At 67.3% G+C, this 20,968-nt stretch carries 20 protein-coding genes and 2 tRNA genes; 12 read left to right on the forward strand and 10 right to left on the reverse strand.

Annotated elements, in window-relative coordinates; genetic code table 11:
• Positions 1 to 3: 3 nt before the first annotated feature.
• Positions 4 to 1,869 (reverse strand): glycoside hydrolase family 15 protein, encoded by a 1,866-nt coding sequence (locus tag BLQ49_RS23905; RefSeq protein WP_091720686.1) that lies wholly within the window; start codon positions 1,867 to 1,869, stop codon positions 4 to 6.
• 249 nt (positions 1,870 to 2,118) lie between these two features.
• On the opposite strand from BLQ49_RS23905, the gene BLQ49_RS23910 reads away from it, so the two are divergent.
• A complete protein-coding gene (locus BLQ49_RS23910; RefSeq protein WP_208859109.1) occupies positions 2,119 to 2,874 on the forward strand; it encodes a response regulator in 756 nt (251 codons plus the stop codon).
• Positions 2,871 to 4,280: an ATP-binding protein gene (locus tag BLQ49_RS23915; RefSeq protein ID WP_091720689.1), complete on the forward strand. Its 1,410-nt coding sequence runs from the start codon at positions 2,871 to 2,873 to the stop codon at positions 4,278 to 4,280. The genes BLQ49_RS23910 and BLQ49_RS23915 overlap by 4 nt, the downstream gene beginning before the upstream one ends.
• A gap of 25 nt (positions 4,281 to 4,305) precedes the next feature.
• On the opposite strand, the gene BLQ49_RS23920 is transcribed toward BLQ49_RS23915, so the two are convergent.
• Complete coding sequence (locus BLQ49_RS23920) at positions 4,306 to 6,462, reverse strand: methyl-accepting chemotaxis protein (RefSeq protein WP_091720692.1); 2,157 nt, start codon at positions 6,460 to 6,462, stop codon at positions 4,306 to 4,308.
• A 372-nt stretch (positions 6,463 to 6,834) separates the two neighbouring features.
• On the opposite strand from BLQ49_RS23920, the gene rocF reads away from it, so the two are divergent.
• The 3 genes from rocF to BLQ49_RS23935 all read left to right on the forward strand — a co-directional run bounded on the left by rocF (position 6,835) and on the right by BLQ49_RS23935 (position 8,857).
• Positions 6,835 to 7,803: an arginase gene (gene rocF, locus BLQ49_RS23925; protein ID WP_091720695.1), complete on the forward strand. Its 969-nt coding sequence runs from the start codon at positions 6,835 to 6,837 to the stop codon at positions 7,801 to 7,803.
• Complete coding sequence (locus BLQ49_RS23930; RefSeq protein ID WP_091720698.1) at positions 7,803 to 8,666, forward strand: urease accessory protein UreD; 864 nt, start codon at positions 7,803 to 7,805, stop codon at positions 8,664 to 8,666. The genes rocF and BLQ49_RS23930 overlap by 1 nt, the downstream gene beginning before the upstream one ends.
• Before the next feature lie 117 nt (positions 8,667 to 8,783).
• Positions 8,784 to 8,857 (forward strand) — tRNA-Cys (locus tag BLQ49_RS23935).
• Positions 8,858 to 9,020: 163 nt separating this feature from the next.
• Here BLQ49_RS23935 and BLQ49_RS23940 read toward each other — a convergent pair.
• Positions 9,021 to 10,700 (reverse strand): methyl-accepting chemotaxis protein, encoded by a 1,680-nt coding sequence (locus BLQ49_RS23940; protein ID WP_091720701.1) that lies wholly within the window; start codon positions 10,698 to 10,700, stop codon positions 9,021 to 9,023.
• 142 nt (positions 10,701 to 10,842) lie between these two features.
• Positions 10,843 to 11,238 carry a hypothetical protein gene (locus BLQ49_RS30445; RefSeq protein WP_244507741.1) on the reverse strand — a complete coding sequence of 132 codons (396 nt, stop codon included), beginning with the start codon at positions 11,236 to 11,238 and terminating at the stop codon, positions 10,843 to 10,845.
• A gap of 255 nt (positions 11,239 to 11,493) precedes the next feature.
• On the opposite strand from BLQ49_RS30445, the gene BLQ49_RS23950 reads away from it, so the two are divergent.
• Positions 11,494 to 11,569, forward strand: a tRNA-Asn gene (locus BLQ49_RS23950).
• Positions 11,570 to 12,406: 837 nt separating this feature from the next.
• Here BLQ49_RS23950 and BLQ49_RS23955 read toward each other — a convergent pair.
• Positions 12,407 to 12,724, reverse strand: coding sequence for a hypothetical protein (locus tag BLQ49_RS23955; protein ID WP_091720704.1), 318 nt, complete (start codon positions 12,722 to 12,724; stop codon positions 12,407 to 12,409).
• Between the two features lie 68 nt (positions 12,725 to 12,792).
• A complete protein-coding gene (locus BLQ49_RS23960) occupies positions 12,793 to 12,975 on the reverse strand; it encodes a hypothetical protein (protein ID WP_091720706.1) in 183 nt (60 codons plus the stop codon).
• 536 nt (positions 12,976 to 13,511) lie between these two features.
• Between BLQ49_RS23960 and BLQ49_RS29855 the strand changes: the two genes are divergently transcribed.
• From BLQ49_RS29855 to BLQ49_RS23980, 4 genes are all read left to right on the forward strand, one after another.
• Positions 13,512 to 13,664 carry a hypothetical protein gene (locus BLQ49_RS29855; protein WP_167627774.1) on the forward strand — a complete coding sequence of 51 codons (153 nt, stop codon included), beginning with the start codon at positions 13,512 to 13,514 and terminating at the stop codon, positions 13,662 to 13,664.
• A gap of 509 nt (positions 13,665 to 14,173) precedes the next feature.
• Complete coding sequence (locus tag BLQ49_RS30450; RefSeq protein WP_244507742.1) at positions 14,174 to 15,109, forward strand: hypothetical protein; 936 nt, start codon at positions 14,174 to 14,176, stop codon at positions 15,107 to 15,109.
• 72 nt (positions 15,110 to 15,181) lie between these two features.
• On the forward strand, positions 15,182 to 15,760 hold the full coding sequence (locus BLQ49_RS23975; RefSeq protein ID WP_091720715.1) for an NADPH-dependent FMN reductase: 579 nt from the start codon (positions 15,182 to 15,184) through the stop codon (positions 15,758 to 15,760).
• A 152-nt stretch (positions 15,761 to 15,912) separates the two neighbouring features.
• Positions 15,913 to 16,245 carry a hypothetical protein gene (locus tag BLQ49_RS23980; RefSeq protein ID WP_091720718.1) on the forward strand — a complete coding sequence of 111 codons (333 nt, stop codon included), beginning with the start codon at positions 15,913 to 15,915 and terminating at the stop codon, positions 16,243 to 16,245.
• Positions 16,246 to 16,386: 141 nt separating this feature from the next.
• Here BLQ49_RS23980 and BLQ49_RS23985 read toward each other — a convergent pair whose 3' ends face one another.
• Both BLQ49_RS23985 and BLQ49_RS23990 read right to left on the reverse strand, forming a co-directional pair.
• The gene (locus tag BLQ49_RS23985; protein ID WP_244507743.1) at positions 16,387 to 16,839 is read right to left on the reverse strand and encodes a hypothetical protein; all 453 of its coding nucleotides are present in this window, start codon (positions 16,837 to 16,839) and stop codon (positions 16,387 to 16,389) included.
• A gap of 480 nt (positions 16,840 to 17,319) precedes the next feature.
• Positions 17,320 to 17,535: a hypothetical protein gene (locus BLQ49_RS23990; protein WP_091720756.1), complete on the reverse strand. Its 216-nt coding sequence runs from the start codon at positions 17,533 to 17,535 to the stop codon at positions 17,320 to 17,322.
• 315 nt (positions 17,536 to 17,850) lie between these two features.
• Here BLQ49_RS23990 and BLQ49_RS29860 point away from each other — a divergent pair, with 315 nt between their 5' ends.
• Complete coding sequence (locus BLQ49_RS29860) at positions 17,851 to 18,003, forward strand: hypothetical protein (RefSeq protein ID WP_167627775.1); 153 nt, start codon at positions 17,851 to 17,853, stop codon at positions 18,001 to 18,003.
• 29 nt (positions 18,004 to 18,032) lie between these two features.
• On the opposite strand, the gene BLQ49_RS23995 is transcribed toward BLQ49_RS29860, so the two are convergent.
• Together BLQ49_RS23995 and serA are read right to left on the reverse strand one after the other, a co-directional pair.
• A complete protein-coding gene (locus BLQ49_RS23995) occupies positions 18,033 to 18,506 on the reverse strand; it encodes a hypothetical protein (RefSeq protein WP_091720721.1) in 474 nt (157 codons plus the stop codon).
• Between the two features lie 149 nt (positions 18,507 to 18,655).
• Positions 18,656 to 19,906 carry a phosphoglycerate dehydrogenase gene (gene serA / locus BLQ49_RS24000; RefSeq protein ID WP_091720724.1) on the reverse strand — a complete coding sequence of 417 codons (1,251 nt, stop codon included), beginning with the start codon at positions 19,904 to 19,906 and terminating at the stop codon, positions 18,656 to 18,658.
• Positions 19,907 to 20,226: 320 nt separating this feature from the next.
• Between serA and BLQ49_RS24005 the strand changes: the two genes are divergently transcribed.
• The coding region (locus tag BLQ49_RS24005) for a transglutaminase-like domain-containing protein (RefSeq protein ID WP_091720727.1) at positions 20,227 to 20,968 on the forward strand (742 nt) is incomplete at its 3' end.

Here is a 20,968-nt window from a genome sequence, read left to right on the forward strand (position 1 = left end):
CGCCTACTCGGCGGCCTTGCGCGCCACCGCATCCGCCGCCTCGGTGAGCCCGAAGCGCGCGATCGTGTCTTCCAGGCGCAGGGCGGCGTTGATCAGCGCCATGTGGGAAAAGCCCTGCGGCGTGTTCCCGCGTTGCTCGCCGGTGGCGGGGTCGATCTCCTCGGCGAACAGGCCGAGATCGTTGCCGCGGGCGAGCAGCCGCTCGAAGGCAGCCTTCGCTTCCGCGGTCCGCCCATCGAGGGCGAGGCAGCCGACCCGCCAGAAGGCACAGGCCGTGAACGTGCCCTCGTCGCCCTGAAGGCCGTCATCCATGCGGTAGCGATAGATCAGGTCGCCCTCGCCGAGCTCCCGCTCCACGGCAGCGAGGGTCGAGCGCGTACGCGGGTCCCTCGGATCCAGCGCCCCGAACAGCGCCACACGCAATACGGCGGCGTCGAGATGGTGCGAACCGTAGGCTCCGGTATAGGCCTGCTTCTCCTCGCTCCATCCCCTGTCGAGATACTCGGCCCGGACCTCCGCGGCGATCCGCTCCCATTCCGCAATCGTCTCGTCCGGGATGCCCTCGATGTTGCGGGCGATCCGGGCCGCATCGGTCAGCGCCACCCAGATCATCGCCTTGGTGTGCACCTGCTGGCGCGGCCCCGTTCGAAGTTCCCAGATTCCGTTATCCGCGTCGTGCCGGTGTCGGATCGCGCGGGCGGTGAGATTGTTCAGCACCTCCGGAAGGCGGTCGTTGACCTTCTCGGGCGGGTCGTAGTCGACGGCTTCCAGGAAGATGCACAGGGCGCGCAGTAATTCGCCGTAGATATCGTGCTGGTCCTGCGCCTCGGCGAGGTTGCCGATCACCACGGGGCCGACGCCGTTCCAGCCGGCGAGGTGGTCGAGTTCCTCCTCAGGCGGCATGTGGTCGGCGATCCCGTACATCAGCCGCGTCTCGCGGCCATAGGTACCGTCCCGCTCGCGCAGGAAGCGCAGGAACTCGGCGGCCTCGCGCACGTAGCCGAGCATCACGAAGGCGGTCACTGTGAAGGACGCGTCGCGCATCCAGGCGAAGCGGTAATCGTAGTTCCGGTTGCCCGGGACCGCCTCCGGCAGGCCCGCGGTCGCCGCGGCCACGATGCCGCCGGACGGGGAATAGGTCAGCAGCTTCAGGCATAGGGCCGAGCGCATGACCGCGTCGCGATAGGCACCGCGATAGGTGCTGCGCGCACACCAGCGCCGCCAATAATCCTCTGTCGTCTGGAGCCGTCGCTGGGCGCCGGCGAAATCGTCGATGGCGGCGTCCTGCTGATCCTCCCCGTGGGTCAGGACGAGGTAGGCGGTCTCGCCCTCCGACAGGCTGAACCTGATCTCGGCGACGTCCCCCGCCAGGACCGGCTGCGGATGGGCATTGACCCGCAGCCGCCAATCGGTCGCCTCGAACAGCACGGAGGGACCTTCGGTGCTGGGCCTGCAGGGGCGGCGCGCGTAATCAAAGGTCGGCCGCACCCGGAACACGCCCGTCACGCTTCCGTCCTCGCAGGTCAGCATGCGGATCAACCGGCTTTCACCCTCGCCATCCGGGCCCTCCTCGGGCTCGGGACTCGGCGGATTGATCGGCATCACGTCCACCAGGCGCGCCTGTCCGGTTCGCGTGGTGAAGGTCGTCTCGAGGATGTTGGTGTCGGGCAGGTAGCGCCGCACCGTCCCGGTGAGATCCCCGAACGTCACGCTGCACGCGCCGCCCTTCTCGTCGTCGAGGAGCTTCACGAACAGGGCCGGCGAATCGTGGCGCGGCCAGCACAGCCAGTCGATCGAGCCGTCGCGGTCGATCAGCGCGCAGGAATGGGTGTCGCCGATGAGGGCGTAGTCGCTGATGGGCTTCGACACGGGGATGTCCGGATGACGGCCTTACCCGTCAAGTCGGGCAAACGCTGAGCCGTGAGTTAGCCAAGCCGTTGCATGCGGGGAGTCCGGCTCGACGATTCGCCGCAGGGTCCGGCACCGCCGACATGAGGCATCGCAGGCCGGAGCAGCTCGATCCGGGCTTCCGGACCGCCGCCTGCTGGAAACACCGGCTTACAAATTGGTTCCGCCGACCATCTTCGAATAATCGCGGGTTCGGGGCATGATAGGCTCATGATGCAGGCTGACTCCCACACAGACTCCGTCGCGATGAGTACGCAGACGACACCGCACATCCTCGTCGTCGAGGATGATCGGGAGATCTCGACCCTGATCGCACGCTATCTGCGCGGCAACGATTGCCGCGTGACCCTGGCGGGCGACGGCCACGACATGGACCGCGCGCTCGCCGAATCGCGCATCGACCTCATCGTGCTCGATCTGATGCTCCCCGGCGAGGACGGCCTGAGCCTGTGCCGGCGCCTGCGCGGCACATCACAGATCCCGATCCTCATCCTCACGGCGAAGTCCGAGGATGTCGATCGGATCCTCGGCCTGGAACTCGGTGCCGACGATTACCTGGCCAAGCCGTTCAATCCGCGTGAACTTTTGGCGCGCATCCGGGCGATCCTGCGCCGGGTCGCCGCCGAGGCGCCGGATACGGATGAGCGTCGGCGCCTTCATTTCGCCGGCTGGACGCTCGACGTCTCCCTGCGGCAGGTCCTCTCACCCGAAGGCGCGCGCATTGCCATCACCGGGGCGGAGTTCGACCTCCTGCACGCCCTCTGCCTCCGCCCCGGGCGGGTGCTGTCGCGCGACCAGCTCCTCGACCTCACCCAGGGTCGCGCCGCCGGACCGTTTGAGCGCAGCATCGATGTGCTGATCTCGCGCATTCGCCAGAAGATCGAGCGCGACACCCGCAATCCGGAATACATCCGCACGATCCGCTCGGGCGGATACCTGTTCACCCCGGAAGTGACGCGCTCATGAGACTGCTGCGCCGGCTCCGCGCCCGGATGCGGCCTGCGACCATCGCGGGCCAGATCGCGCTCCTGGTCGTGGCCGGGATCGCGGTGGCGCACGTGGTGGCGACTGCCGCCTTTCTGCTCCTGCACGAATCCCAGAACCCGGACGCGCTGCCCGGCGTGGCGGCGAGCCGGCTTGGCAATCTGACGCGGCTCCTCGATGCCATCGATCCCCCGGCGCGGGCGTCGCTGCTCGCCAGCGGACGCAGCCTGCCCCTGATCCGCGTCGAGGCCTGGGACGGGACGGCGCCGCCCGGCGCCGAGCCCATGCCGGACCTGCCGGTCATCCGTCGCCTTCGGAACGGCGCCGGCCATCCGGTGACGATCACCGATCTGTCCGCCGGCGACACCGAACAGGACCGTTCGGACGGCCGGCTGCATGTCGGCATCGTCACATCGTCCGGCGCGATGCTCCAGGCGACGCTGCCGAACGACCCCCTGCGCCCGCCCAAGCAGGGCGCCCTGATCTTCACGGTCGTATTCCTGGCATTGACATTGGCGCTGCTCAGCGTCTGGGCGACCCGCGCGCTGACGGCGCCACTCAAGCGGCTCGCCGGCGCGGCGGAGGCGTTCGGCACCCGCGACGATCATGTGGCGCTTCCCGAGGCCGGTCCCCGCGAGGTCCTGGCCGTGTCCCGGGCGCTCGACCGGATGCGGTCGCGGGTGCGCCGGCTGATCGACGACCGCACGCAGATGCTCGCGGCGATCAGCCACGATCTGCGCACGCCCATCACCCGACTGCGCCTCCGCGCCGAGTTCATCGAAGACGACAACGCCCGCGCTGCGACCTTGCGCGACCTCGATCAGATGAACGGCCTCGTCGAGGCGGCCCTGTCCTTCGTGCGCGACGGTCAGGCCCGGGACGCGAGCAGCTTCACCCTCGTCGACCTCGCCTCGGTGGTGCAGACGGTCTGCGACGACTTCTCGGATATCGGCGCGCCGGTCAGCGTTGGCCGCAGCCGCCATGTCCTCGTGCAGGGCCGCCCGGAGGAATTGCAGCGGGCCATCACGAACCTCGTGGACAACGCCGTGAAATACGGCGGTCGGGCGGAGGTCCACATGGAATCCTCGGAGCGCGGGGTCCAGGTCTGCGTGCTCGATTTCGGCCCTGGCATCCCGGAGGTCGAGCGCGAGGCGATGCTGCAGCCCTTCGTCCGCGGCGACCGGGCCCGGAACCTGAACGAAGCCCGGGGCTTCGGCCTCGGCCTCTCGATCGTACAGGCGATCGTCGAGGCGCATAACGGCCGTCTGATGCTCGAGCACGGCCGCACGGGCGGCCTTAACGCTGTGATCGAGTTGCCCCTCGCGGCCCAGGTTTTCGCGGGGCGCGGGTCCAAGAAAGCTGCGCCGGCTCCCGCTGAGGCGGCCTGAAGGGCCGCCCCGCGACTGGTCCGGTTCAAGCCGCCCGGATATTCTGCAGGAACTGCGCGACCTCGGCCCGGAGTTGCACCGCGCGGGCGGCCAGGGCATCCGACGCCTCCGACACCGAGGCGGCGGCCTGGCCGGCATCGTCCGCCACGCGGGCAACCTCGGTGATATCCGCCGTCATCATGCCGGTGCCGGTTGAGGCCTGTCCCATGCTGCGGACGATGTTCTGGGTGGTCGCGCCCTGCTGATCGATGGCGGCGGCGATACCGGTCGAGACCTCGTTCATGGCCTCGATCTGCGATGTGACCACCTGGATCGCGCCCACGGCATCGCCGGTGACCATCTGGATCGAAGCAACCTGCCGACCGATCTCCTCGGTGGCACGGCTGGTCTGGGCGGCGAGTTCCTTGACCTCTGCGGCGACCACCGCGAAACCCCGGCCGGCCTCACCGGCTCGCGCCGCCTCGATGGTTGCGTTGAGCGCCAGCAGGTTCGTCTGTCCGGCGATGGTCGAGACCAACCCGACCACGTCGCCGATCCGCGTGGCCGCCGCGGTCAGATCGGTCATGGTCTGCTCGGCTCGCCGGGCCTCCCCGACCGCTGTGGCCGACAGGCCGGTCGCCTGCTCGACCTGTCGGCCGATCTCCAGCACGGTCGCGCCGAGTTGCTCGGCGGCGGCCGCGACGGCGTTGACGTTTTCGGAGGTCTGCCGGGCCGCACCCGCGACGCTGATCGAGCGTTCGGACGTGCCGGCGACGGCGGCTCGCATCGTTCCGGACGCATCCTGAAGCGCCGACACGGCCCCCGTCAGCCCCTCGGCGATACCGCCCACCGACCGCTCGAAACCGTCGGCGAGGTCCTGCAGCAGGGCGCGCCGGCTCTGCTCTTCGCGCAGGCGCGTCGCCTCCGTGGTCTGCAGCTGCTGCGCGGCCTCCTCGAGGGACATGTCGCGGATCGTCACCACGGCGCGGGCGATATCGCCAATCTCGTCCCGGCGCTTGCTGCCGGGCACATCGGCGAGGGCCTGACGGTCGGCGAGCGCGTTCAGCGCCCGGGTGAGCGCCCCGAGCGGTACCACGATCGAGCGCGCCAGAAGCAGGCCCAGCGCGGCCGTCGCCGCCAGGACGCAGAGGCTGGTCAGGATCAGGGTGTTCGACAGCGTCCGCACAGCCGCGATCGCTTCCGCCTCCGACTGCTCCGCCACCACACTCCAGGGCGCCCCCAGTACGGTGAGCGCCGAGGCCGCGGCGAGGTGGGGCCCATCGGGGGCCGCGAAGGCGAGATTGCCGCCCGCCTTGATCCGTTCGGCGGCGATCCCCAGCGGTCCGAGGCTGCTGCCAGCCTTGACCTCGGGGTTCAGCGGCGGGTTGCTGCGCAACAGGCTGTCGGCACCGGCCGCGAAGATCTGGCCCGTCTCGCCGAGTCCATTCCGCTTGGCCAGGGTCTGATCGAACAGGGTCGGGGTGACCCGCATGACGATGGCCCCGATCCGCTCCGCCGCCTGCGCGGTCCCCATGGCGACGTTGGCGCGCTTGGTCATGGCACGCCCGATGAAGGCGGCCGGCACGCCATCGACCGGATAGGTGTCGAAATCCTCGAAAAGAACGGTGTCAGGCTCGGCGGCCTTCAACCGCTCGATGAGGCGGGCAAGCCCGGTTCGCGCGAGATCGGGATCCGACACGGTCTTGGCGAAATCGGCGCCCTTCGTCGCCGTGTAGACGAGCCGGCCGGCTTCATCGACGAAGATCAGATCCGCATAGCCCGGCTTGGCGACGAGCTTGCGCGCCACATCCTGCACCTTCACGTGCCGGCGTGCGTACATCGTGTTCATGCCGCCGCCATCGAGGGCGACCCGCGCCTCGACCGTCTGGGGCGCACGGAACGCCTCGACGAGCGCCACGGACTCGGGCTTGGCGAGATCGAGGGTCTCGGTCAGATCGGGAAAATTGGAGACGATCTGGGGATGGGCGGCGATCGCCTGAAAATCGGCCTCCAGCCGATCTGCGACCAGCTCAATCCCGTCCCGATGGGCCGCCGCCGCAAGTTGCAGGCGGTCCTGAGCGGCGCTGATCAAGCCAGACCTTGCCGTGTACCAGCTGAAGCCGCCCATCACGATCGCGCTCAGCAGGGCCAAGCCGATCGTCATCGCGGGAAGCCGCACGCTCAAGCGAGACAATATTACCACGGGTGCCTCAGATCCTTCACGGGCATGATTTTCCGAGTTTTCGCACGAAAGATCTGAAATTTTTATGACCAAATCGGCGGTCATTCAGCATTCATCGTATCGTACTAATATACGTATCTGTGTACACGATTTGCTTATATCCATAGATATCGTCTTGGGATCGAAAAACGTGAACAGCAAGCGGTTCGATGCAAATCCGTCTTGTTCTGCTTTATAGAAGCTCGGCCGGCAGCAGCGTGGGTTGCGCCGCCAAGAAACCCCATCCGGCGCAGGGAGGGGATGCCCGATTTCGCGGCGCGTCATCGAACAGCGGCCCAGCCCCTGCTAGAGCGGTGGGGACGCGCCGAGGTTCGGACGATCGACGGAGACGGGATGACCAGCGAGACCAATCTTGGCGATGGATACCGCCTCGCCCTGATCGGTGCGCCGATCGAAGTCGGGACCAGCGAACCCGGCGCCGTGATGGGGCCCGCCGCCCTGCGCACCGCCGGCCTCGGCCGCGCCCTCGCTGACCTCGGACATGCGGTCGTCGATCACGGGGATGTCGTCCCGGACGGCCCGGCCGGCGCGCGGGGCCTCGACGCCGTAGCGGCCTGGACGCGGGCCCTGTCTCGGGTGGTTGAGGGCGTGCTCGACGGAGGGGCGTTGCCGCTGACCGCGGGCGGGGATCACAGCCTCTCGCTCGGATCGATCGACGGCGTCATGCGCCATTGTGCCCGCCAAGGCCGTCCGCTCTTCGTGCTCTGGCTCGATGCCCACGCCGACTTCAACACGCCGGAGACCTCGCCCTCCGGCAACGTCCACGGCATGCCCCTGGCGGCTTTGTGCGGCGAGGCGGGATTCCCGCAGCTGTTCGCCGAACCCGCTCCGCCCGCGCTGGCCCCCACGGACGTCCACCTGTTCGGCCTGCGCTCCATCGATGCGGGGGAGCGCGCGCTCGTCGCCGCTCGGCGCGTCGGCGTCACCGACATGCGCACCATCGACGAATTCGGCGTCATCGCGCCATTGCGGCAGATCCTCGAGCGCGTCGCGGCCCGAGGCGCGCATCTCCATGTGAGCTTCGACATCGACTTCCTCGACCCGTCGATCGCCCCCGGGGTCGGCACGACGGTGCCGGGCGGCGCCACCTTCCGGGAAGCCCATCTGATCATGGAGATGCTGCATGATTCCGGTCTGGTGCGCTCACTCGACATCGTGGAGCTGAACCCCTTCCTCGACGAGCGCGGGCGCAGCGCCCGAGTGCTGGTCGAGCTGGCGGCGAGCCTGTTCGGCCGCCGCATCCTCGATCGCCCGACCGCGCCGATCGCGGCCGTGCCGAGCGATGCGGCCGAGCGCACGTGATGCACGGCAGCATCCCGGTTGAGCCGGACCGAGCCCTCCACGCGGCGCCGGCGCGGCAACGTTCGGTCGGCCGGGTCCGCCTGCGCGCCGGGCCGGCCTGCACCGGGGGTGGGACGCGGATCCTCGACCTCTCGGAGGCTGGGCCCTCGCGCCTGCGGTTCCCACGGGGGGAGGGCGCCCTGGAGGCTGTGCTGGTGAACACCGCCGGTGGCGTGGCCTGCGGCGACACCTTCTCCATCGCGCTGGAACTCGAGCCGGCCGCCGACCTCGCGTTCACAACGACGGCGGCCGAGAAGATCTACCGCTCGGACGGGCCGGAGAGCCGAATCGAGAACCGCCTGACCCTCGCTGCAGGCGCACACCTCGCGTGGCTGCCCCAGGAGACGATCCTTTTCGACCAAGCCCGGGTACGGCGCGCCTTCGACGCGGATCTCGCCACCGGCGCCTCATTGCTCGCCGTGGAGATTGTCGCCTTCGGCCGGGCCGCCCGCGGCGAGCGGATCTCGGCTGGTCTCTTCAGGGATGCGTGGCGCGTACGCCGGGCCGGGCGACTCGTCTACGCCGACAGTGTCGCCCTCGAAGGGCCGATCAGCGACCTCCTGACCCGCCCGGCGATCGGCGGCGGCGCCCGCGCCTTCGCGACGCTCCTCGATGTCTCGGACGGGGCCGAGTCTCGCCTGGAGGAGGCACGCGCCCTGCTGGCGGCGGCCGGCCGGCCGGGGGTCGAGGCGGCGGCGAGCGCCTGGAACGGACATCTCGTGGTGCGGGCCCTCGCACCGGAGATCGGTCCGCTGCGCGCGCTCGCTGCCCGGTTCTTAACCGGGTATCGCGGCCTGCCGATGCCGCGGGTCTGGCAGTGTTGAGACGAACCTGCGGATCGGCCGCGTCACAGCCGTTGCCTGCGACCGCCGACCTCTGCTAGAGACGCGCACCCGGAGCTGTCCGCCAAGCTCCGTACGGCGCCTTCGTGCCGTCAGGATGGCCTCGTGGCGGAGTGGTTACGCAGAGGACTGCAAATCCTTGCACCCCGGTTCGATTCCGGGCGAGGCCTCCATCCTTTACCTTCGCTGTTACGGCTCGCACCGAAGCGGGCTGCGCTGCTGACCGAGAGGCGCGCCCGATCGTCTGGTGACCGGCGATGGCCCTCGGTCCTTGTCTTGCCGCGCTCACTTCAAGACGCGCGTTCCGCTGAACCAGCTCTGCTTCGACGGAATGCACTAGGCGCCGCGGACTTGATGCATGTAGGTCTCGATCGCCAATTGCAGGCTGTGCGTTCCGGTATTCACCCGGGCAGCCGAGCTTCTGACTTGACCGGACTGGACCTCGTTGGAAGCGGCCGCCGCCCGTACACCTGCGACGCTCTCGGAAACCTTGCGGGCATCCGCGGCGGCGCTGGAAATGGCGCGGGCGATCTCCTGGCTGGCACTCCCCTGCTGATCGGTCGCCTCTGCAACCTCGGAGGCGATCAGGCTCATGCGCCGAATCGTCTCGCCGATCGCCGTGATGGCATCGACTGTCCGGTCGGCAGCGCTCTGGATCGACCCCACCTGTCCGGTGATGCGGTCGGTCGCGAGGGCGGTCTGGCCAGCGAGGGCCTTGACCTCCGCGGCCACCACGGCGAAGCCGCGCCCCGCCGCGCCGGCGCGGGCCGCCTCGATGGTTGCATTGAGCGCCAGCAGGTTCGTCTGCTCGGCGACGTCGCGGATCAATGTCACGACCGCGCCGATCTCCTCGGCGGCTTGCGAGAGCGAGCGGACGGTCTGTTCCAGGCCCCGCGTGTCGGTAAGGGCCGTGGACGCGATCTCGCTGGTGTGACGGACCCGCGCCTCGATCTCGCGGGCCGAGGCCGATAGTTCCTCGGCGGCGCCGGCGATGCTGTCGACGATCCCAGCGGTCTGACTGGAGGTCTCGGCCACGACGGTCGCCTCGGCCGACATGGCGCCGGCATTGCCCGAGAGTGTATCGGCCGCCGCCTGCATGGCGTCGGCCGATCCCGCGAGGTCGGCGACGGCGCGGCGCGTTTCGACCTCGAAATCCTGCGTCGCCGCCGCCAGCTTCTCGGCGCGGGTGCGGTCGCGGTCGCCCCGGGCCTGCGCCTCCGCGTCGAGGTCGCGCTTCTCGATCAGCGCCTTCTGGAAGGCCGCGATAGCCCCGGCCATCTCGCCGATCTCGTCGCGGCGATGCGTGAACGGGATCGGGCGCCCGAGATCGTTGGCGGCGAGCGTCGTCATGCTGGCCTTCAGCCGGTGCAGCGGCTGGCGGACCTGGGTAACGATGATCCAAATCGCGGCGAGCAAGCCCAGGGCGATGGCCGCGGCCGGCACCGTGATGAGCGTTATGCGGACGAGCCTGCGGCCGGCGGCATCCTCGGCGCGGCGGGTGTTCAGGCGATCCAGCACCTCACGCCCCAACGCCGCAATCTCCGCGACCATCTGCTCCCGGTTCTTTACCGTCGCCTCGTCGGTGGCCTGAATCAGGGCCGCCTTGGGGGAAACCGTGAGGCCGAGTTCGGCCGTATCGTTCTGGTAGGCGATGAACTCTTTCACGAAGAGATCGAACCGCCGCCGCCGGTCCTCGGGCAGCTGTTCCTCCATCGCCACGAGGAACGGCACGCGCACCTGCTCGACGGTGGCCAGGGCCTCATGCAGCGCGGCCAGGCGCGACCGGGCCACCGTCACATCCTCCGACGTGAATAGCGTCGTTGCCTGGACCACAGCATGCTCGATCGCCTGTCCGAGTGCACCGGCCTGCAATCCGGCATTCCAGATCTTGTCCGTGGCCGCCGCGCGCTCCTGCTCCCAGTTGGACTGGCGCAGGGCGAAGACCGCGATACCGATGGCGACGAGGGCGAGGAGGCTGACCACCGCCGCGAGCTTGAGACCAAGTGAGATGCGCATCGAGGCGACGCTGCTTTCGCTGGAAGTTAGGACAACGCGGTCATACATCAGCTGAAAATTTGACGCAGTTAAATATAGCCGGCAAATTCGCGAAAATATGAGCTCGTTCAATCACTGATAACGGCTCAAATAATTTCTAGTCTTATCCTAAAAGTCTTCTAGTCTTCCGATCCTGATTTGCAATTCGGGCTACCGTCGGATCGACACTACAATCTTCAGCGTTGGCGTCGATCGCAACTGGTACGGGAAGCGGATTGACCCGAACGCGGGTGAGGGCCGCCTCGGCAGCGCGTTCGGGCTCACGGTCGCGGGGTCCTCCGGGCAGGGATCTCTGGTTCAGACCGGGACGCGACCGCGCAGCGCCGATCTCCCGCCGCAGGTCGTCGCATTGCGCCTCGATCAGATCGGGAAGGATGTCGGCCGCCTGCTCGTCGAGGGCCGCGATCAGGTGCGGACTGTCGGCCAGCCACGAGAACACCACGCAGACTTCCCGTTCGGCATAGGGATCCTGAGGGTCAAGGCAACGATGGGTCGGCATATCGGCTGGGGTTCATCCGGTCGATCCGGCACAACGGGCCGCATAGGGCTGCGCCGTGACGTACGGATGAACTTGCACTTGGGACGTCGCCCAGCCGATGGCCGTTCTCCGTACCCTGTGTTGCCGAAGAGTCGCGCTCGATCCGCCAGGCACAGGCCGCGGCCGTTTTGTGACGGTGGATCCGGCCCTTCACGCACGGACCGCCGCAAAAGCCCTTGCGTCGGCCGCCTTGGGTGTGTAGAGACCCGCTCGTGATCCCCGATAGCTCAGTTGGTAGAGCAGGCGACTGTTAATCGCCTTGTCGCAGGTTCGAGTCCTGCTCGGGGAGCCATCCACTTTCCAACATCTTGATCGCGCTGAGCATTCGGCGCCTCTTCCTACGCCGGGTGTTGCGGTGCCGGATGGTTATTGGCGTTCCAGCATTCGGAAATAGGCTCGACGAGCCTTTTCCCATTGGGACCGCGCGCGGGAATCGCACGCGCGGCTGACCGCGGTCTGATTAGCCCATGCGTTGAACTCGGCTCCCATCGCACCCTCCGCATCGGTGCGGTACGCACCGGCTTTCACACCGGGCGGCAGAGCGTCGACGATTCCGTGATCACGGCATGGTGCGACCGGCCACCGATTGCTCGGGTCTGCCGGGTCTCAGGCTGTATCGTCGGTCATGGTCGGCGAGCCTTGATGTCCGGTAGGAAGCGCCGATGCTGCGCCAGGACCCGTACGACCGCTCCTAAGGTCGCTCACCGCGGCACCACCGCAGGATATGGCCCCGCATCGGCCTCGCGGCCGATCCGCAGGAGCATCTGCGCCGCGTCTGCCTTGTCACGCCAAGTGCCGTCTGGTCGCACGCCGAGCGCGGGCGGCAACGCGCAACGCCGGGTCTCACCCGAAGGTGCGCAAAGGCTCGTAAGCCATTGTGATCACGCGCCCTCGTGATCGTGTGCCCTTTCCGTGGAAGCCTCCACGTGGGCGACCCGTACGGCGCCGGGGACGCAACCGGGGGGGTTCGATGCGTCGGCAGACGGACGAGGCGCTACAGCCGGGGGGACGAGCAGGCCGGACTCGACCGTGATCGACCTCTTGTTCGCGGCAGGTCCACGCGGGTGCCGAAGCATGGCCGCGAGCCCGGGGAGTCCGACCCCGGCGCTCGCGGACGATCGCGGCCCGCTTACGCGCGCTGCGGCTTCTCGAGGCTGCTCTGGTCGCGGGACTCGTCCGTCATGGGGTTCGCGAGACCACTGGTGTTGCCGCCGGCCCCAGGGGCAGTCTCGGCCATGACTTGCCGATTGCCGGCGTGGTCTTGGTATTGCTCGGTCTGGACGTTCTTGCTGTCGAGCCCGCGCTCGTCGCTGTGGCGTGACTTGTCGCGATTGCTCAGAACCATGTTCTCCGGCAGCACGCCCTCCGGCAGCTCCGACATGGCACCGGTTCCCGAGCCCTTGCCCTGAGCGCCCGGACCGACCTTGTGCCGACTTGCATTCGCCATGTTCACCCTCCGATGCGGAACTGTGGATACCCGCGCGCCGAGGCCTGCGGCCACCGCGAGGACGGCCGTCAGCGATCCTGCTGATAGCCCTGATTGGTGGTGTTCACCTTGGAGTTCCCAGCCTGTCCGACCTTGTCGGGATCCTTGGTCTGCGAGCCGGCGCGGCCTTGCGAGAGCGGCGCCTCGGTCGCGCTCCCAGGCCCCTTGTCGGAGCGGTTGGCCGGAGGAACGGGTGGTGGCTTGGTGGTCATGGGATCCCCGTCTTTGCCGATGATAGACAAACCACGCGCTGGCGGCATCGTTCCGGGTGAAACCTACCCAGCACATTGCTTCAATCATCCGCCAAAGCTTGTGCGTGACGAGCTCGGCAATACTGCGCGACCCCCGTGGCTAACCGTGAAGGTCCTTCGCGGACGTCCATGTTCCGCCCGCTGTGTCTGGAACGACGGCGCGGCAAGCCAAACAATGTCGTGAGTGCTGGGTTGTGCAAGTCGAACCGACGCCAGCAACCACGTCCTGCGGGCGAGCGCGGAAACGAGCTACGTTTCCGGCGCCAGCATGGCGGCGACCGGAGGCAAGCCGATCCTCTAACGCCGATCCTCCAATCGAGCCTCGCGAACGGAACGCGCGAGCAGCCTTGCCCCAGAACCCAGACGATTGTCCGCGCGCCGAACGCCCGAGTCTCCGCGATGTCGACGCCTGTGCCGACCGCATCGGCCAGGATGAGACCCAGAATGTCGGTTGCGCTGCCGAATGGCAGCACCAGCGCGCAACGAACCCGAATTAGTTGTCGAGACCGACGCGCAACGCCCCGGGCTATCAGCGCCTCGATTCCGTGAGCGGCGGCAGCGATGCCTCCGTGGAGGCAACGGAGCCGGAGACACCGCCGGAGAACCTGCATCCCATCGCCAATACCGGCACCCCGCCGCAGGCCCCCTGAAACCCACGACGCGAAGGCCACCCGGATGATCCCAAGCCGCGTTCACGCCGTCACCGACGCCGTGTTCCCCGCCCTGATCGCAGCGCTCTCGCGGAGGCGTGGCCCCGCCACCCGCCGAATCAGGCTGGCCGGCCCGATCTGGCATTTCGCCCACACGGTTCTGACGCGCTACGAGGGCGGCCTCGTGCCCACCCTATCGATGCGCTCGCATCTCGCCAGCGACGCCGTGGGTGCCCTCAGCTTTGTCGGTGCGGCCGCACTGTTGCAGGACGAGCCCCCCCGAGGACCGAATGCTGCTCGCAGCCCTCGGGCTCGGCGAACTCGCTTTGATCGCCCTGAGCGACCGGGAGATCCCGGTCACGGCGTGGGAACGCTGACACCGATGCCCTCAAGCACCGCGCGCCACCGGGATGCATCGCCGTCCTCCACGCGTCCCGTCGGACGGCCGCGATGGTGGTGCCTCCGGTGACTGGTCGTGGATGGACGCCGCGCCCGGGGAGGTCTGATCGATGATGGCGTCGAACCTGGGCCTGCCCGCGGTGATGGCCTTTGTGTTCACCCTCGGCTGCATCGTCATCCGGAAGGCCGGCACGCGCTCAGGTGGTGACAGAGGGACTTGGCTTCCTGTTCCTTCTCTGCGTGCTGCTGAATGCGACCGACCTGCCGGCCTTCTTCGCCCACGCGAGGACCATCGATCCGGCATCTTGGTCGTCCGGGGCGGCAGAACTTGCCGCGTGGCCGATCCTGCCGACTGCGCAGGCGGACGAGGGCTTGAAAACAAAGGCGAATTTCTGGAACGCGTCATGCCTGCCCCAGATGCAGGAACGACGCGAGGTCTTGTCATGTCGGTGAACGCAGTATCGGGGACATCTCTTAGGCAGGACCTCGTCAGCGCCCTGCGCCAGGCACGCGCCGCCAGCGCGCAGTCGATCGATGCGAGCGCCTTCGCCACATCGAGCCAGGACACAGGCGCCACGCAAGGGACGAGCAGTTCCACGCAAACGACCGGCACAGCCTCGACGCCGGCCATGTCCAGCGACCTGATGGCGTCGCTCCTTCAGTTGCAGTCCGATTTCAGCCAGATGGGTCTGCAGACCGGAGTCACGTCCGGCACCGACTCGGACGATGCGTCCAACGGGATGGACGCACCTGGAAGTGCCAGCCAGGCCACGACCGGCGCGGCGCCCGTCCATCACCATCATGGACACCACGCCCGCCCGCCGGAATCGGATGCCAGCAGCAACGCGCAGGTCGGGCAATCCGCCACCACGACGGACGCGACGTCGGCCTCTAGCACCACGACGGTCGGAAGCGCCGCCGGGAGCGATCGTGGGGACGGCCTGCAATCCCTCTTCCAGCAGGTGACGAAGGCGGTCGCAGCCTACGCGACGGGCGGTCCTCTCGGCATCGCGGCCGCAGCGCTGACGACCTCCACCAAGGCCTGAGCCAGCCGCTGGCAGGCGCCATCTGGAGCGGAGCGGTGTGCTCTGGCATGATCGGCGGGATCGGAGGCCGTCATGTCCCTCACCGTACCCGTGATCCTCGGCAGCGTCCGGAGCGACCGCATCGGTATCCGGGCCGCGCGCTTCCTAACGGCGCAGCTGGAGGCGCGCGGTCATACGGCCCCCCTGGTCGACCCGGCCGAGCTGCGCCTTCCGCTGCTCGATCGGATGTTCAAGGAATATCCCGCCGGCACGGCTCCAGAGCCCCTGCAGCGGCTTGCCGAACTCTACCGGCGCTCCGACGCGTTCCTGGTGGTCTCGGCCGAGTACAATCACGGCGTCCCTCCGGCCCTGTCGAACACCCTCGATCACTTCCTGGAAGAGTATTACTGGCGGCCATCGGCAATCTGCTGCTATTCGGCCGGCCAGTTCGGCGGTGTGCGTGCCGCGATGCCGCTGCGGGCCATGCTCGCCGAGCTGGGTATGCCGAGCATACCGTCGCTCCTCCCCATCCCCCGCCTGCAAAAGGTCATCACCGCCGAGGGTGCCGCGATCGAGCCGTGGCTCGAGACCTCCACGAAGCGGTTTCTCGACGAACTGGCGTGGTACGCGGACGCGCTCCGCGAACGGCGCCAGCGTGGAACGCCATACTGAGCGCCGCACGCTGCACCGGATGTCGATTCGATCACATTGCCAACTCAGATTCGCTCGGACGTGAAACTGGATTTCGCTGTTGCAAAAAGGTGGCTGCGTGACCCGAGGAAGTATGAGAGCTTAACCGTGTCCCCGAACGCGGATTGATTCCGATGAAGATCGATGAACGGGCGCTCCTTCAGGAGCGTGTGCGGACGCTTGTCTTGCGCCATGCCCTCCAAGCCGTCCTCGACCGCCTTGCATACGCTACCCAGGAAGCTGGACAGGATGCGGAAGCTGAATTGACGCGTCTGGAGCAATGCCTGGTCTCGGCGGCGCGCAGCATCGCCGATCGCGCCAGCGCCCAGAAGCTTGCGGTTCTGGTCGCCGTCGAGGATGCGACCGCCACGATCCGCACCGCGTTCGACACGGCGCATGAGCGTCTCGACGCCTTGGCGCCACCCCAACTCAGCCTCGTCGAAACACCCACCGCGGTCGCCGCGTAACCGCCGCCGCAGCCTTCGAACCGCCCGATCACCCGGCCATCCGCAGCTTTCAGGGCCGGTGATCGCCGAGGCCGCCGGACGTTGCGTCGCTGCCTGCTGGTCCCGGGCAGGACCTGCGCCGTCGGCCCGACGGTAATCCGCTCAATGCAGCCGAACCTCGGGTATCGCCACAGGGCTATCTTCCAGCCCGGATCGACGAAACCGTGCGAGCCTTCCGGAGAGTAACACCAGCGTTACGAGCCCCAGCGCGAGGAATGCATCGCCTCCCGTTAGGACCACGCGCTCGATCCCATCCGTGTTGATGATGTGGTCGGGAATCTCCACGCATTGGACGAAGATCTCGGCAATGAGGCCGAGAACCAGCAATGACAGGCCAGCTTGGTGGCAGAGACTGTCGATCGCTGCTTCGTAGGCGGGGTTGGCGCGCGGCGCTCCCCCAAGGAGATCGGCCACGCCGTGACGCTCTTCCAGCACCACGCCCCAGCCGATCAGAACAACCCCCATCCCCTCCGTGAGATGCCCAGCTTCGTGGATTGAACTATGGTCCTGATATCCAGAAAACCAGAGAAGTGAGACAATCTCGATCAAAGCCAACGTGAGGGGCAATCCTATAATCACGTTGAAGACTATTATAGACCAGCGATTGAGCAACAATTTCGCAAGCATACAGGCCGCCATAGTCGTACTTCAAGCCTCATGAGCTTGAGTGAGAGATTCCTGTAAGCCTTATCACGAGGCGGACCAAAGCACACATCTCTGGTTGCTGGTTCAGCACGGATCATGAAGGCAATATAGATCGCTCAACTCGATCTGCCATCGCAGCAAGAAAAATGGTTTATTAGCTTATCGATATAATGCACTTCAGTTGTTTGAAATGATACAAATTTTTAATCTATCAAGAAGCGTTGAAATAAGTACAGGAAGTGGCGCCGCGCTGGCGTTGATCGGCACAAGCTGCGTCGGGCTTGGCGTAGATTCGGTGATCGACATGCCGGGCTTAGCCAGCCGGTCGCCGCCCCCAAACGCTTCCGGGGTGCGGCTGTCGCGTCCGGATTAGACCGGCTTATCCGGGATTCACTGCTTCGCGCGGTTGATGATCGCCCATAGGGTTCGGGCCACGGGCTCTGTTACGGTGCGGCGGTATTTGCGATGAACGAGCTGACCGTTGTGATACACGTCCTGCTCGACGTAGAGCCGTTCGCCGTCCCAGCGGACGATATTATCGGATTCGATCGTCTCCTCGACTCCAAGATCGCCCCGGAGGATCGAGCTACCCGTCTGACTCAGCATACGCGCGTCCTCGTTCACGCAGTCGGTTCCCTCGCGGAAGCATTGCCGCGACGCATGTCATGCGCTGCCGGCGCCTCCCAGGCCTAGCACCATAGGAGGGGATTGCCAGACTTGCCAGCGATCGCACGGACGCAAACGATTGACCGTAACGCGAACACGATGGAATTTACTCGCCGCCGCGTCCGACCGGTCAGCCGGGTGAACGATGTGCGTTTCTGCACCAACGGTTTCGGGACGGCGTGCGATGTTCCCCAAGCGCGCCTGGGCTGCAAGCAGGGGATATCCCGAGTCCACGAGCACGCCACGGAGGCGCTCATGCTCGCTCGCCCGTTCCGCTTCATCGCCCCGGCGCTCGCAGCCCTCGGCTTGATCGGCCTGCGCCTCGTCAGCCCGCTCATCGGGCCAGCGACACCCCCGTCACCCAGCGCGGTCGAGGATGGGCGCGTCGTGTTCCGTCACTACCTGTAACGGTCGCTCCAGGAACGGTTCGGGACCGCTCAGCCGCGACGGTTCAGGATGGTCTGGGGTGCGCCGCAGGCGGGCTGAGCCACCGGCCCGAGGATGATGTCGCCCTGCTGGGGATTGTTGACGGTGAACGGCGCCGTCTCCTGCAGACCGATGAAGCCGCGCCCGAGTTGGGGAACGAACAGGTCGCCGCCGAACCGCACGAAGCAGCGGTCGAGGACGGCCTCGTAGTCGAAGGTCCTCTGCTCCACGGGAACTCCCCCGGCCCGCGGGATGCCACAATAGGCCGAGAGGTCGATCTGGCCCGGCCGCGACAACCGCACCCTGACGGATTGGCCCGGGAGCAGCATGGTGGGCGGCCCGCCGTCCTGGCGTGCCACGAGGACGAGGTTCGAACGGTTGTAGACCCGACGCAGGCAATCCGCAGAGGTGGGGGCGGGGACCGAGATCGGCCCGGCAACGCCGAGAACGAGGCCGGCCCAGACGCACCAAACACGCTTCGTCACCGCAGATCCTCCGCCGTTCGACCGTTAGACTCGTATCGGCCGCTTGACACTTGAACAGCGGTCCACATGACCGCGCAAGACGAACGCCGCAGCGCGTGGAGTGTTCACCGGCACACGGCCGATATTCTCGAGGGCGGTGGAAAACCGCGTCAGCGCCGCTCGTAGAGCAGCCGCGCGCGGATCGTCCCCGGAATAGCACGGATCTCGCCGAGCAGCACCTCGGCATCGGCATCCGTCGCGTCCGTTTCGAGGACCACGTAACCGACCTCGCCATCCGTCTGGTAGAACTGTGCCGCGATATTGACGTGGCCGCGAGAGAACACGTCGTTCAGCCGGCCGAGCATACCGGGCAGGTTACGCTGGACATGGATGAAGCGCGTGCCGGTCGGCCGGGCGGGGAGCTGCACCTGCGGAAAGTTCACCGCGCCGACCGTCGAACCGATGTCCGAATAATCCACGAGCTTACGGGCAACCTCGGAGCCGATGCGCTCCTGAGCCTCCTCGGTCGAGCCGCCGATATGGGGGGTCAGGATCACGTTCTCGATACCCTGCAGCGGGCTCACGAACGGCTCGGCATTGGAGCCCGGCTCCACTGGGAAGACATCGATGGCCGCGCCCTTGAGGTGGCCGTCGCGCAGGGCCCGCGCGAGGGCATCGAGGTCGACGACCGTCCCCCGGGCGTTGTTGATCAGGAAAGCCCCTGGCTTCATCGCCCGGATCTCCGCCTCGCCGATCATGTTGGCGGTGGTCTCTGTCTCCGGCACGTGCAGCGAAACCACGTCGCTCTGTGCCAGAAGATCGTGAAGCGTCTCGGTGGGTTCGGTGTTGCCGTGGCGCAGCTTGTCGGTGTGGTCGTAGAACAGCACCCGCATGCCCATGGCCTCGGCGAGCGTCGAGAGCTGGGTTCCGATATTGCCGTACCCCACGATCCCGAGGGTCTTGCCGCGGACCTCCAGGGAGCCCAACGCAGACTTGTCCCAGCGGCCGGCATGGGCGCCAACCGAGCGCGGCACGATCCGCCGCAGCAGCATCACGATCTCGCCGATCGTCAGCTCGGCGACCGAGCGGGTGTTCGAGAAGGGTGCGTTGAAGACCGGGATACCCCGGTGGCGCGCCGCCTCGAGATCCACTTGGTTCGTGCCGACCGAGAAGCAGCCCACCGCCAGCAATCGATCCGCCGCCGCGAACGCCTTCGCGTCGAGCTGCGTGCGCGAGCGGATGCCAACCATGTGCACGCCCTGAAGCGCCTCGTGCAGCGCCTCGCGATCGAGCGCCTTCGGCAACCGGGTCAGATTGGTGTACCCGGCCGCCCGCATCAGCGCGACGGCGCTGTCGTTGATGCCTTCGAGCAACAGGACCCGGATCTTGTCCTTGGGCAGGGAGAGCTTGTCGGGCGTCATCGGGATCGATCGTCTGGCAGAGGGTCGCGGCGGCCGGAGGACCGTCGACCGGAGGGAGAGCCCTGAGGGATACGAGGCTGCCCTGTGCGATGCAACATGGCGCCATGTCGGAGCAGCCTCGCGCCCCTGCGGGGGTGCAGCCTCGGGGATGTCCGAGTTTGTGTCGGTCATCGTCGTGCGGACGCCGAACATCTGGGCAGCGTGACGCGCGAAACAGCATCGGCCGAGGGAACCCGTGTCCCTTCCAAGTCTTGAAGAGCCTTCTACTGTTCATGACGCTCCGCGTGGCCTCGTGCCGACGCCCGATACGGTCCTTCGCAATGCATATTCGCACCGGCTTCACGATCAGCTTCGACACGACCGGCCCGACGCCGATGCACCTGCTCCTGAACGTCCGCCCGGAGCGCCACGGCGATCTGATCACCCCGGAGGTGATCACCTTCGATCCGCCAGTGCCGGCGCAGCAGCATGTCGATGCCTTCGGCAACGTGTCCACCCGCATCATGGCGCCCGGCGGCCGCATCACCATGGCGGCGGATTTCACGATCGCCGATACCGGGCTGGCCGACACGGTGGCGCCGGAGGCGCGTCAGATCCCGGTGCAGGATCTTCCGGACGACGTGCTGATGTTCCTGCTCGGCTCGCGCTACTGCGACACCGACAAGCTGTCGCAGACCGCCTGGTCGCTGTTCGGCACCACCCCGGAGGGCTGGGCCCGTGTCCAGGCGATCGTCGACTATACCCACGAGCGCCTGCGCTTCGACTACCAGCGCGCCGACGCCACCCGCACCGCCCATGACGGCTTCATGCAGCGCGAGGGCGTCTGCCGGGACTTCGCCCACCTGGCGATTACCCTGTGCCGGTGCATGAACATCCCGGCCCGCTACGCCACCGGCTATCTCGGCGACATCGGCGTGCCCAAGGACCCGGCGCCGATGGACTTCTCCGCATGGTTCGAGGTCTTCCTCGAAGGCCCCGAAGGACCGCGCTGGTACACGTTCGACGCCCGCCACAACCGACCCCGCATCGGACGTATCGTCATGGCCCGCGGACGCGACGCAA

It is taken from the genome of Methylobacterium phyllostachyos, from assembly GCF_900103445.1.
Lineage (GTDB): Bacteria > Pseudomonadota > Alphaproteobacteria > Rhizobiales > Beijerinckiaceae > Methylobacterium > Methylobacterium phyllostachyos.